Consider the following 12,804-nt stretch of genomic DNA (forward strand, 5'->3'; position numbering starts at 1 on the left):
GGCGTTTGGCGGAGGGGTCGCGAATCCGTATAGTAGCCCCCCTACTCGCCAACCGATCGTGACCATGCTGCAGAACAATTCGGCGCTTGCTCAGCTCAAGCAGAAGATCCGCGACAACACCCCTCGCGTAGAGGGCGTGATCAAGGCCACCGACCGGGGCTTCGGCTTCCTCGAGACCGACGACGGTGACTCCTATTTCGTGCCGCCCCCCGCCATGAAGCAGGTGCTGCACGGCGATCGCGTCGCGGCCGTCCTCCACGAGGAGGGCGACAAGAAGTCGGTGGAGCCCGATACCCTGATCGAAACCGGCATGGAGCGCTTCATCGCCCGCGTGCAGAAGCGCGACGGTCGCCTGGCGGTGATCCCCGATCATCCCACGATGAACACCCCGCTGAAGGCGCGCATCAAGCGCAGCCTCGACGAGGCGAGCATCGGTGACGGCGACTGGGTCGTGGCCCGCCTGGTGCGCCACCCCCTCAAGCCCGACGATCGCGCCTTCTTCACCCAGATCGATGAGCTGGTGGCCAAGACCGACGATCCCGCCGTGCCGTGGCGCGTGACCCTGGCGCGCCACGCCCTCGAGCAGGAGTGCCCGGATGCCGGCGACGACTGGCCGCTGCGCGACGAGGGCCTCGAGCGCGAGGACCTGACCACCGAGCCGTTCTTCACCATCGACGGCGAGAAGACCCGGGACATGGATGACGCCCTGCGCATCCGGACCCGCGAGGATGGCGGCTGGTCGCTGAGCGTGGCCATCGCCGACCCCACCGCCTACGTGGAAGAGGGTCACGCCGCCGATCTGGAGGCGCGCACCCGGGCCTTCACCGTCTACCTGCCGGGCCAGAACGTCACCATGCTGCCCGAGCAGCTGGCCGATGACCTCTGCTCGCTATGGCAGGACCGGGACCGGCCGGTGCTGGCCTGCACCCTGGAGATCGGCGCCGACGGCAGCCTCGGCGACTACCGCTTCTTCGCCGCCACCGCCCGCTCCCACGCCAAGCTCGCCTACGATCGGGTCTCCGACTGGCTCGAGGGCCAGGGCGACTGGGCACCGGACGCGGCGATCGGCGACCAGCTCAAGGCCCTGGCGGCCATGACCGAGGCGCGCAGCGCCTGGCGCGCGGCCCACGCCCTGGTGTTCAAGGACCGTCCCGACTTCGTCTTCGACCTGGACGACGCCGGCAACGTGCTGGACATCCGCACCGAGCATCGGCGCATCGCCAACCGCATGATCGAGGAGTCGATGATCGCCGCCAACGCCTGCTGCGCGCACCTGCTTTCCGAACACGTCGGCCACGGCATCTTCAACGTCCACCGCGCCTTCGAGCCCGAGAAGGCCGAGGCCGCCCAGGAGTTCCTGGCCGAACAGGACATCCAGGTGGAGCACGAGCAACTCACCGAGCTGTCGCGCTACACCGAGCTCAAGCGCGAGCTCGAGGGCCGCGACGACGCCTGGCTCGACGCGCGCCTGCGCCGCTTCCAGGGCTTCACCAGCATGTCGGCGCAGCCCGGTCCGCACTTCGGCCTCGGCCTCGCCGCCTACGCCACCTGGACCTCGCCGATCCGCAAGTACGGCGACATGGTCAACCACCGCCTGATCAAGCGGGTGCTCAAGGGCGAGCAGGCCCCGGCCGAGGCCAGCCAGGCGCTCACCGAGCAGCTCACCGAGCGGCGCCGGCTGAACCGCATGGCCGAGCGCGATGTCAAGGACTGGCTCTACGTGCGCTACCTGACGCCCGCGGCCGAGGCCGGTGAGACCTTCGAGGCCGAGATCATCGCCATCAACCGCGGCGGCATGCGGGTGCGCCTGACCGCCAACGGCGCCACCGCCTTCATCCCGGCCCCGCTGATGCACAGCGACCGCAAGAAGGTGGCGATCGATGACAAGGATGGCCGCATCCAGATCGAGGGCGAGGAGCGCTTCAAGCTTGGCGACGTCATCCGCGTGACGCTGACCGAGGCCCGCGAGGAGACCCGCTCGCTGGTCGGCCGCCCCGCGGTCTGAGCCTCCCCCGGCGGGCGTGACCCGCCAGGCGTGAACGAAGACGGCGACCCTCGGGTCGCCGTCCTGCGTTGCGCCTGTCGCAAAACTGTCGCACGGCCGCCCTAGGCTGGCAGGACACGTCAGCGCCAGGAGGGCTCCTTGCACATCGTCGACGTCACCATGTTCCACGCACCGGCCAGCGGCGGGGTGCGCACCTACCTCGAGGCCAAGCATCGCGTGCTGGCCGCCCGGCCGGGCCTGCGCGGCAGCCTGCTGGTGCCCGGCGCCGAACGCGGCTCACTGGGCGGGGTACACACTCTTCCCGCCCCGCGGATCCCGCTGGGCCAGGGCTACCGCTTCCCGCTGCGCCGCCGCCCCTGGCGCGAGGCCCTAGTGGCGATGGCCCCCGACCTGATCGAGGCCGGCGATCCCTATGTCACCGCCTGGGCCGCCGTGGAGGCCGGCCAGGCCCTGGGGGTGCCCACCGTGGGCTTCTTCCACTCCGACCTGCCGAGGCTGATGGGGGAGCGCTTCGGGGCCGCGGTCCGCCGGCGTCTGCAGCGCTACGTGGGCGACCTCTATGGCCACTTCGACAGCGTGCTGGCGCCCTGCACCGCCATGGCGGAGCGGCTGGCCGACTGGGGCGTGGAGAAGGTGCGGGTGCAGCCGCTAGGGGTCGATCTGGAGGCCTTCCACCCCCGGCGTCGTGATCCGGGCCTGCACCGGGCACTGGGGCTGTGCGACCGCAAGCGGCTGCTGGTCTTCGCCGGCCGCCACTCCCCGGAGAAGCACGTCGACGTACTGCTGGCCACCATGGCCCGCCTGGGACCGAGATATCACCTGCTGCTGATGGGGCCCGGCATGCCGACCCGGGCGCCCGAGAACGTCAGCGTGGTGCCCCGCTACTGCCCCCCCGCCGAGGTGGCCCGGGCACTGGCCAGCGCCGATGCCATGCTGCATGCCGGCACCCGCGAGACCTTCGGCCTGGTGGCACAGGAGGCGATGGCCTGCGGCGTGCCGGTGGTCGCGGCCCGGGCCGGCGCCCTGAAGGAGTACGTGCCGCTGGGGGCCGGGGTCCTCTGCCGCCCGGGCGACCCCGACGACATGGCCCGCGCCGTGCGAGAGCTCTTCCTCAATGATCCTGTCGCCATGGGTCGCCATGCGCGACGCCACGTGGAGCGCCATTTCCACTGGGAGCACGTCATCGACGGCCTGAGCCGACACTATGCCGGCCTGGTCGACGGGGAGGCACGCCCCGCCGTCGAACGAGCCGAGCGGGCATGACCCGGCCCGGCATGGCGATGTCATGGCGCTGGCACCACCTCGGCCTGCTGCTGCTAGCGCTGCTGGCGCCCCTGCTGGTGCCCTGGTGGCTGGGGGGCCCGGGGACCATCGAAGCGATCGCCGACTTCCCCGGGTTCCTGCTGGTCCTGATGGGAGGCGTCGCCGTGCTGTGCTGGAATCTCAATGCCACCCGCTGGCGACTGCTGCTCTCGGGGCGGGCCGGACGCCTGGGCCAGGATGGCGCCCTGGCCATCGAGAAGGCCGCCAAGTTCGCCCTGTGCGGCACGCTGGGAGGCAGCGGCGGCGCCCTCTTGCTGCCGCTGATGGAGCGCGACCAGGCCGCCGCCGCCGTGGTGATCTGGCGCCTGGCCAGCTATCACCTCTACCTGCTCGCCGGTGGGCCCGTCTTTTTCGTGCTGGCCGCCCGCTGGCTGGCGCGATCGACGGCCTCGTGAATGGCCGCCCACGAAAAAGGGCACCTTCGGGTGCCCTTTGTCGATGCTGAGAGTCGCGCGGCTTACCAGCCGGTGGCGACCTTCAGGGCATCGCCGATCTCGGCCAGGGAGCGCACGGTCTTGACACCCGCCGCCTCGAGGGCGCCGAATTTCTCGTCCGCCGTGCCCTTGCCACCGGCGATGATCGCCCCGGCATGGCCCATGCGCTTGCCCGGAGGGGCGGTTACGCCGGCGATGTAGGAGACGACCGGCTTGGAGACGTGCTCCTTGATGTAGGCCGCGGCCTCTTCCTCGGCGGTGCCGCCGATCTCGCCGATCATCACGATCGCCTCGGTCGCCGGGTCCTTCTCGAACATCTCGAGGATGTCGATGAAGTTGGAGCCCGGGATCGGGTCGCCGCCGATGCCCACGCAGGTGGACTGGCCGAAGCCGTGATCGGTGGTCTGCTTGACGGCTTCATAGGTCAGGGTGCCGGAACGCGACACGATACCGACCTTGCCGGGCTTGTGGATGTGGCCCGGCATGATGCCGATCTTGCTCTCGCCCGGGGTGATCACGCCGGGGCAGTTGGGGCCGATCAGGCGCACGCCCAACTCGTCGCATTTCACCTTGACGTCAAGCATGTCGAGGGTCGGGATGCCCTCGGTGATGCAGACGATCAGCTTGATGCCGGCGTTGGCGGCTTCCAGGATGGAATCCTTGCAGAACGGGGCCGGCACGTAGATCACGCTGGCCTCGGCACCAGTCTGCTCGACGGCCTCCTTGACGGTGTTGAACACCGGCAGGCCCAGGTGCTCCTGGCCGCCCTTGCCTGGGGTCACGCCGCCGACCATCTGGGTACCGTAGGCGATCGCCTGCTCGGAATGGAAGGTCCCCTGTCCGCCGGTGAAGCCCTGGCAGATGACCTTGGTGTTCTTGTCGATCAGGATGCTCATTACTTGCCCTCCGCTGCCTTGACGACCTGCTGAGCCGCATCGGTCAGGCTGGTAGCAGCGATGATGTTCAGACCGCTGGAGGCCAGTTTCTCGGCACCCAGCTCGGCGTTGTTACCTTCCAGACGCACCACCACCGGCACGTTGACACCGACCTGCTCGACGGCACCGATGATGCCCTCGGCGATCATGTCGCAACGCACGATGCCGCCGAAGATGTTGACCAGCACGGCCTTCACGGAATCGTCGGACAGGATGAGCTTGAAGGCCTCGGCCACGCGTTCCTTGGTGGCACCGCCGCCCACGTCGAGGAAGTTGGCCGGCTGGCCGCCGTTGAGCTTGATGATGTCCATGGTGCCCATGGCCAGGCCAGCGCCGTTGACCATGCAACCGATGTTGCCTTCCAGGGCCACGTAGTTCAGTTCCCAGGCGGCCGCCTCGGCTTCGCGCTCGTCTTCCTGAGACGGGTCGCGCATCGCCTGCAGGTCCGGGTGGCGATAGAGGGCGTTGCCATCCAGGCCGATCTTGGCGTCGAGGCAGTGGAGGTTACCCTCGTCGGTGACCACCAGCGGGTTGATCTCGAGCAGCGCCAGGTCCTTGTCATGGAACAGCTTGGACAGGCCCAGGAAGATCTTGGTGAACTGCTTCACCTGGTTGCCGGTGAGGCCCAGGGCGAAGGCCAGCTCACGCGCCTGGTAGGGCTGAGCGCCGACCAGCGGGTCGATCTCGGCCTTGAGGATCTTCTCGGGGGTCTCTTCCGCGACCTTCTCGATCTCCACGCCGCCTTCGGTGGAGGCCATGAAGACCACGCGCTGGGTGCCGCGATCGACCACGGCGCCCAGGTAGAGCTCGTTGGCGATGTCAGTGCAGGTCTCGACCAGGATCTTGGTGACCGGTTGACCCTTCTCGTCGGTCTGGAAGGTCACCAGGTTCTTGCCCAGCCAGGATTCGGCGAAGGTCTTGGCCTCTTCCGGATCCTTGATCAGCTTGACGCCACCGGCCTTGCCACGGCCGCCGGCGTGGACCTGGGCCTTGACCACCCACATGTCGCCACCGATCTTCTTGCAGGCCTCTGCGGCCTCCTCGGGGGTGTCGACGGCGAAGCCCTTGGATACCGGCAGGCCGTAATCGGCAAACAGCTGCTTGCTCTGATACTCGTGAAGGTTCATCGATTCATGCCATTGGTTGCATGTGACTCGAACGGTGACACGGCCCGCCGCCTCGGGGTGGCGGGTGTCGTGTCACCACCGTTCGCTTCCGATACATGGCCGGAAGCGATGCGCCACCTGACGGTGGCGCTTGTTGTCCTTACTTCTTCTTCTTGCGGTTGGCCATGTGGATAGCATGGCCCTCGACGGCCAGCGCCGCCTCGTGCACCGCTTCCGACATGGTCGGGTGCGCGTAGCAGGTCAGCGCCAGGTCCTCGGCGCTGGAGCCGAACTCGAGCGCGATCACGCCCTGGGCGATCATCTCCCCGGCATGCTGACCGACGATGTGCACGCCCAGCACGCGATCCGTCTCGGCGTCGGCGATGATGCGCGCCATGCCCTCGGTCGCATTGTTGGCCATGGCACGGCCGCTCGCCGCGAACGGGAAGGCGCCGACCTTGACCTCGATGCCGGCCGCCTTGGCGTCCTGCTCGGTCATGCCGACCCACGCCACCTCCGGGAAGGTGTAGATGACGTTGGGGATGGCGTCGTAGTTCATCTCGGCCTTATGGCCGGCGATGATGTCGGCGACCATGATGCCCTCTTCTGAGGCCTTGTGCGCCAGCATCGGGCCGCGCACGCAGTCGCCGATGGCGTAGACGCCCGGCACGCTGGTGCGGCACTGGTCGTCGACGTGGATGAAGCCGCGCTCGTCGGTGTCGACGCCCACGCCGTCGGCGATCACGCCCTGGGTGTAGGGCTTGCGACCGACGCAGACGATCAGCTTGTCGAAGGTGATCTCCTGGTCGCCGTCGGCATCGGCGTACTTGACGACGACTTCCTCACCCTTGACCTCGGAGCCGGTCACGCGCGCGTTGAGCTTGATGTCCAGGCCCTGCTTCTTGAGCAGCTTCTGGGTCTCCTTGGCGACGGCCCCGTCGACCATCGGCAGGAAGTTGTCCATGGCCTCGAGCACGGTCACCTCGGAGCCCAGGCGGTTCCACACGCTGCCGAGCTCCAGGCCGATGATGCCGGCGCCGATCACGCCCAGGCGCTTGGGGGTCTCCTGGAATTCCAAGGCGCCGGTGGAGTCGACCACCAGGCCTTCCTGCAGCGGGGTCGGCGGAATCTCCACCGGCACGGAGCCGGCGGCGACGACGATGCTGTCAGCCTCATAGGTGGTCGCCTTGCCGTCCTGGTCGGTGACCTCGACCTGCTTGGCGGAGGCCACCTTGCCGGTGCCCTCGATGGCGGTGACGCCATTGGCCTTGAACAGACCGGAGATGCCACCGGTCAGGTTCTTCACGATCTTGTCCTTGCGGGCCATCATCTTCTTGACGTCCATGCTGACGTCACCGGCCTGGATACCCAGGTCGTCGAAGTCGTGCTTGGCCTCGACGAACTTGTGGGAAGCCTCGAGCAGCGCCTTGGACGGGATACAGCCCACGTTGAGGCAGGTGCCACCGTGGACGACCTTGCCTTCCTTGCCGATCCACTTCTCGACGCAGGCGGTCTTCAGGCCCATCTGGGCGGCACGAATGGCGGCCACGTAGCCGCCGGGGCCCGCGCCGATCACGATCACATCAAACTTGTCAGCCATGTTGGCTCCTTTGTGGCTTGTTGCTGGAAGACGTTGCCGGCTTCGCGAATCAGATGTCCAGCAGCAGACGCGCCGGGTCTTCGAGCAGTTCCTTGATGGTCACCAGGAAGCGGACCGCGTCCTTGCCGTCGATCATGCGGTGATCGTAGGAGACCGCCAGGTACATCATCGGGCGAATCTCGACCTTGCCGTTCACCGCCATCGGACGCTCCTGGATCTTGTGCATGCCCAGGATCGCCGTCTGCGGCGGGTTGAGGATCGGCGTGGACATTAGCGACCCGAAGGTGCCGCCGTTGGTGATGGTGAAGGTGCCGCCCTGCATCTCGTCGATGCCGAGCTTGCCGTCACGGGCCCGCTTGCCGAAGTCGACGATGCCCTTCTCGACGTCGGCGATCTTCATGCTGTCGGTGTCGCGCAGCACCGGCACGACCAGGCCGCGGTCGGTGGAGACCGCCACGCCGATGTCCTGGTAACCGTGATAGACGATATCGGTACCGTCGATGGAGGCGTTGACGTCCGGGAAGCGCTTGAGGGCCTCGGAGGCGGCCTTGACGAAGAAGCCCATGAAGCCGAGCTTGACATCGTGGGCCTTGAGGAAGGTCTCCTTGTACTGGCCGCGCAGCTCCATCACCGCGCTCATGTCCACCTCGTTGTAGGTGGTGAGCATGGCGGCGGTCTGCTGGGCCTGGACCAGGCGCTTGGCGATGGTCTGGCGCAGGCGGCTCATCGGCACGCGCTTCTCGGGACGCTCGCCTTCCACGACCGGGGCCGGGGCCGGGGCCGGGGCCGGGGCCGCGGCGGGGGCCGGCTTGGTTGCCTTCTTGGCGCTACCGTCTTTCACTGCACGCTGCACGTCCTCCTTGAGCACTCGGCCACCCTTGCCGGTGCCCTCGATCTTCTCGACGTCGAGGCCGTGCTCGGCGACCAGCTTGCGGGCGGCCGGCGCGAGGATCTTGCCACCGACCTTCTCGTCGCTGGCGCCGTCATCGGCGGAGGCCGCCGGCTTCTCCTCACCCTTGGTGGCCGGCTTGGACCCGCCGCCGGCGCCCTCGGTGAAGACCGCCAGCACCTGTTCGGAAGTCACCTGGCTGCCCTCTTCGGCCTGGATCTCGGTCAGCGCACCGTCGGCCGGGGCGACGACCTCGAGCACCACCTTGTCGGTCTCGATCTCGGCCAGCACTTCGTCGCGCTTGACGGCGTCACCGACCTGCTTGTTCCAGCTAGCCACGGTACCTTCCTGGATGGACTCCGGGAAGGTCGGGGCCTTGACCTCGTGGGTCTTGCCGCCGCCGGCGGCCGGCGCCTCGGCCTCGCTCTTCGGCTCGTCCTGCTTGTCGGTCGGTGTCTCGTCCTTGACCTCGCCCGCGCCGAGGCGACCCAGCAGCTGCTCGGACTCCACGGTGTCACCCTCTTGTGCCAGCACCTCGGACAGGGTGCCGGCCTCGGGAGCCACGACCTCGAGCACCACCTTGTCGGTCTCGATCTCGACGATCAGCTCGTCACGCTCGACGCTGTCGCCGGGCTTCTTGTGCCAGGCGGCGACGCTGCCTTCGGCAACGGATTCCGGAAAGGTGGGTGCCTTGATATCGGTAGCCATGTCGTATCCCTTGTATGTTCTCTCTCGTCCCGGTGGGACGCCTTACAGGTTGAAGGCGTCTTCCACCAGCTGGCGCTGCTGTTCGGTATGCACGGACATGTAGCCCGCCGCGGGAGCCGCCGATGCCGGGCGTCCGGCGAACTTGAGCTTGCCGCCCAGGCCGTCGCGCAGCATGTCGGCCACGGCCCGCATGTGGTGCTGGCTCGAGTACCAGGCGCCCTGGTTGAGCGGCTCTTCCTGGCACCAGACCACGTCGGTGACGTTGGTGTAGTCCTTGATGGCGTCGAAGAGCTCCTCCTTGGGGAAGGGATAGAGCTGCTCCATGCGCAGGATGGCCACGTCGTCGCGGGCGTTCTCGTCGCGCCAGTTGGCCAGGTCGTAGTAGACCTTGCCGGCGCACAGCACGATGCGCTCGACCTTCTGCGCCTCGAGGTTGCCCTTGTCGGGCAGCACCATCTGGAAGCGGCCCTCGGCCAGCTCGTCGAGGCTCGAGGTCGCCGACTTGTGGCGCAGCAGGCTCTTGGGCGACATCACCACCAGCGGCTTGCGCAGCGGACGGATCACCTGGCGGCGCAGCAGGTGGAAGATCTGCGCCGGGGTGGTCGGCACGCAGACCTGCATGTTGTGCTCGGCGCACATCTGCAGGAAGCGCTCGAGCCGCGCCGAGGAGTGCTCGGGGCCCTGCCCTTCGTAGCCGTGAGGCAGCAGCATGGTCAGGCCGCACAGGCGCTCCCACTTGGTCTCGCCGGAGGAGATGAACTGGTCCACCACCACCTGGGCGCCGTTGAAGAAGTCGCCGAACTGGGCTTCCCAGATCACCAGGTCGTTGGGCGCGGTGGTCGCGTAGCCGTACTCGAACGCCAGCACCGCCTCCTCGGAGAGGAAGGAGTCATGGATGGTGAAGCGCGGCTGACCGTCGGCCATGTGCTGCAGCGGCACGTGGACGCTGCCGTCCTTCTGGTTGTGCACCACCGCATGACGGTGGGAGAAGGTGCCGCGCCCCACGTCCTGGCCGGTGAGGCGCACCGGGTGGCCCTGATCGAGCAGCGTGGCGTAGGCCAGAGTCTCGGCGAAGCCCCAGTTGATGGCCATGCCGCCGGCCTGCATCTTGCGGCGATCCTCGTAGATCTTGGCCACCTGACGCTGCACGGTCACGCCGTCGGGCACCTCGCACATCTTGCCGGCGAGGCGCTGCAGGCGCTTCATCTCGACCCGGGTGTCGGCATGGCCGGTCCACTCGTGGCCCAGATAGGGGGTCCAGTCGACGAACAGCGACTTGTTGGGCTTCTGTACCAGGGCATTGGCCACGTGGTTGCCGGCCAGCAGGTCGTCGCGGTACTTCTCCATCATCGCCTTGGCGTCGTCGTCGGAGAGCAGCCCCTCCTTGACCAGACGCTCGACGTAGCGGGCCCGCGAGGACGGATGAGCCTTGATCTTGCTGTACATCATCGGCTGGGTACTGGACGGCTCGTCGGCCTCGTTATGGCCGCGGCGGCGGTAGCACACCAGGTCGATGACCACGTCGCGCTTGAACTGCTGACGGTAGTCGAGCGCTACCTGGGTGGCGTGCAGCACGGCATCCGGGTCGTCGCCGTTGACGTGGAAGATCGGCGCCTGAACCATCTTGGCGATATCGGTGCAGTACTCGGTGGAGCGCGAGTCTTCCGGATGCGAGGTGGTGAAGCCCACCTGGTTGTTGATCACGATGTGCAGGGTGCCGCCGGTGCGGAAGGCCCGCGTCTGCGACATCTGGAAGGTCTCCATGACCACGCCCTGGCCGGCGAAGGCCGCGTCGCCATGGACGTTGATCGGCAGCACCTTGTCGCCGACCGGGTCGTTGCGGCGATCCTGACGGGCCCGCACCGAGCCCTCGACCACCGGCGCGACGATCTCCAGGTGGGAGGGGTTGAACGACAGCGCCAGGTGGACCTCGCCGCCTGGCGTCATGACGTTGGAGCTGAAGCCCTGGTGGTACTTGACGTCGCCCGAGCCACGCTCGATGACCTTCTTGCCGTCGAACTCGTCGATCAGGTCCGAGGGGTTCTTTCCAAGGATGTTGACCAGCATATTGAGACGCCCACGGTGGGCCATGCCGATCACCACTTCCTTGGTGCCATAGCTGCCGGCGCGCTGGATCAGCTCGTCCATCATCGGGATGAAGGCTTCGCCACCCTCGAGGCCGAAGCGCTTGGTGCCCGGGAACTTGGAGGCCAGGTAGCTCTCCAGGCCCTCGGCGGCGGTCAGCCGCTCGAGCACGTGCTTGCGCACGTCGGGGCTGAAGTTCGGGGCACTGCGCACCGACTCGAAGCGCTGCTGGAGCCAGCGTTTCTCTTCGGTATCGACGATGTGCATGACCTCGCAGCCGATGGAGCGGCAGTAGGTCTGCTCCAGCGCACCGACGATCTCCTTCAGCGGCGCCTTGTCCAAGCCCATGAAGAAGGAGCCGGTCTGGAACTCGGTGTCCAGGTCCGCCTTGGAGAGCTGGTGGAAGGAGAGATCGAGGTCGGGAACCGGGGTAGGGCTGCGCAGGCCGAGGGGATCGATGTCGGCCTTCTGGTGCCCGCGGAAGCGGTAGGCGTTGATCAGCTGAAGTACCTTGACCTGCTTCTTACCCTCCCCGCTCTCGGCCGCGACGTGCGCGGTACGTCGCTGCTGGCCCAGCTGATAGAACTGGTCGCGAACCGGGGTGAGGGGAACATCCTGGCTGGCCCCGCCCTCGGGCCGCGGCAGCTGGTCGAAGTACTGGCGCCATTCATCGGGAACGGCGGAGGGATCATCGAGGTACTGCTCGTAGAGCGCTTCCACATAGTGGGCATTGCCGCCGCTCACATGGGAGGAGCGCCACATCAACTCCATTATGCCTTGTTGCATCTCTTGGTCACCCTGCACTGATGGGGTGGTATCGGCGCCGACACGACTCGACCGTATCGACATCGCTGATGCCCTGCCGGAGGAAGAGCATCCTGAATTCCATGGTCAAGAGCCGGTGCCCAGGGCACCGGCTCTTTCCATCACGCTCCGCACCGGACTCGGCTGCGGCACCTTGCCGCAGCCCGAGAGCGGAGCACATGATAACAAGCTGGACGCCACGATTTAAGTGGCATCGGCCAGCAGCATCTCGCGAATCTTGCCGATCGCGCGGGTCGGGTTCAGTCCCTTCGGACAGACCGCGACGCAGTTCATGATCCCGCGGCAGCGGAACACGGAGAACGGGTCCTCCAGCTCGGCCAGACGCTCACTGGTCGCGCCATCACGCGAGTCGGCGAGGAAGCGGTAGGCCTGCAGCAGGCCGGCCGGGCCGACGAACTTGTCTGGGTTCCACCAGAACGATGGGCAGGCGGTCGAGCAGCAGGCGCACAGGATGCACTCGTAGAGGCCGTCGAGCTTGTCGCGCTCTTCCGGCGACTGCAGACGCTCGATGGCCGGGGCCGGCTCGTCGTTCTGCAGGTACGGCTGGATGCGCTCGTACTGCTTGTAGAACAGCCCCATGTCGACCACCAGGTCGCGGATGACCGGCAGGCCCGGCAGCGGGCGCAGGGTCAACTTGTTGCCCTTGACCACCTCGGAGAGCGGGGTGATGCAGGCCAGGCCGTTCTTGCCGTTCATGTTCATGCCGTCGGAACCGCATACGCCCTCGCGGCAGCTGCGACGATAGGCCAGGCCGTTGTCCTGCTCCTTGGCCAAGTGCAGGACGTCGAGCACCATCAGGTCGCGACCCTGGGTGTCGATCTGGAACTCCTGCATGAAGGGCGCGGAGTCGGTTTCCGGATTGTAGCGGTACAGGGATACCTGAAGCTTGGACAT

9 protein-coding genes are annotated in these 12,804 nt (G+C 67.2%); 3 read left to right on the forward strand and 6 right to left on the reverse strand.

Going from position 1 to position 12,804, the window contains the following annotated elements:
- Positions 1–64: 64 nt before the first annotated feature.
- From FEI13_RS06600 to FEI13_RS06610, 3 genes are all read left to right on the forward strand, one after another.
- Positions 65–2,005, forward strand: a complete 1,941-nt coding sequence (locus tag FEI13_RS06600) for an exoribonuclease II (RefSeq protein ID WP_138180610.1) — start codon at positions 65–67, stop codon at positions 2,003–2,005.
- Positions 2,006–2,143: 138 nt separating this feature from the next.
- Positions 2,144–3,268, forward strand: coding sequence for an N-acetylglucosaminyl phosphatidylglycerol synthase (locus FEI13_RS06605; protein WP_138180612.1), 1,125 nt, complete (start codon positions 2,144–2,146; stop codon positions 3,266–3,268).
- The gene (locus tag FEI13_RS06610) at positions 3,265–3,723 is read left to right on the forward strand and encodes a hypothetical protein (protein ID WP_138180614.1); all 459 of its coding nucleotides are present in this window, start codon (positions 3,265–3,267) and stop codon (positions 3,721–3,723) included. Before FEI13_RS06605 ends, FEI13_RS06610 begins: the two co-directional genes overlap by 4 nt.
- A gap of 62 nt (positions 3,724–3,785) precedes the next feature.
- Here the strand turns inward: FEI13_RS06610 and sucD are convergent, their stop codons facing one another.
- The 6 genes from sucD to FEI13_RS06640 all read right to left on the reverse strand — a co-directional run bounded on the left by sucD (position 3,786) and on the right by FEI13_RS06640 (position 12,804).
- Entirely contained in the window at positions 3,786–4,658 is an 873-nt protein-coding gene (sucD, locus tag FEI13_RS06615; protein ID WP_138180616.1) for a succinate--CoA ligase subunit alpha, read from the reverse strand.
- Complete coding sequence (sucC, locus tag FEI13_RS06620; protein ID WP_138180618.1) at positions 4,658–5,824, reverse strand: ADP-forming succinate--CoA ligase subunit beta; 1,167 nt, start codon at positions 5,822–5,824, stop codon at positions 4,658–4,660. The genes sucD and sucC overlap by 1 nt, the downstream gene beginning before the upstream one ends.
- A gap of 139 nt (positions 5,825–5,963) precedes the next feature.
- Positions 5,964–7,403: a dihydrolipoyl dehydrogenase gene (gene lpdA, locus FEI13_RS06625; protein WP_138180620.1), complete on the reverse strand. Its 1,440-nt coding sequence runs from the start codon at positions 7,401–7,403 to the stop codon at positions 5,964–5,966.
- A 49-nt stretch (positions 7,404–7,452) separates the two neighbouring features.
- On the reverse strand, positions 7,453–9,000 hold the full coding sequence (gene odhB, locus FEI13_RS06630) for a 2-oxoglutarate dehydrogenase complex dihydrolipoyllysine-residue succinyltransferase (protein ID WP_138180622.1): 1,548 nt from the start codon (positions 8,998–9,000) through the stop codon (positions 7,453–7,455).
- A gap of 42 nt (positions 9,001–9,042) precedes the next feature.
- Positions 9,043–11,871, reverse strand: coding sequence for a 2-oxoglutarate dehydrogenase E1 component (locus tag FEI13_RS06635; protein WP_138180624.1), 2,829 nt, complete (start codon positions 11,869–11,871; stop codon positions 9,043–9,045).
- A 222-nt stretch (positions 11,872–12,093) separates the two neighbouring features.
- Positions 12,094–12,804, reverse strand: a complete 711-nt coding sequence (locus tag FEI13_RS06640) for a succinate dehydrogenase iron-sulfur subunit (RefSeq protein WP_138180626.1) — start codon at positions 12,802–12,804, stop codon at positions 12,094–12,096.

Source organism: Halomonas urmiana, from assembly GCF_005780185.1.
Lineage (GTDB): Bacteria > Pseudomonadota > Gammaproteobacteria > Pseudomonadales > Halomonadaceae > Halomonas > Halomonas urmiana.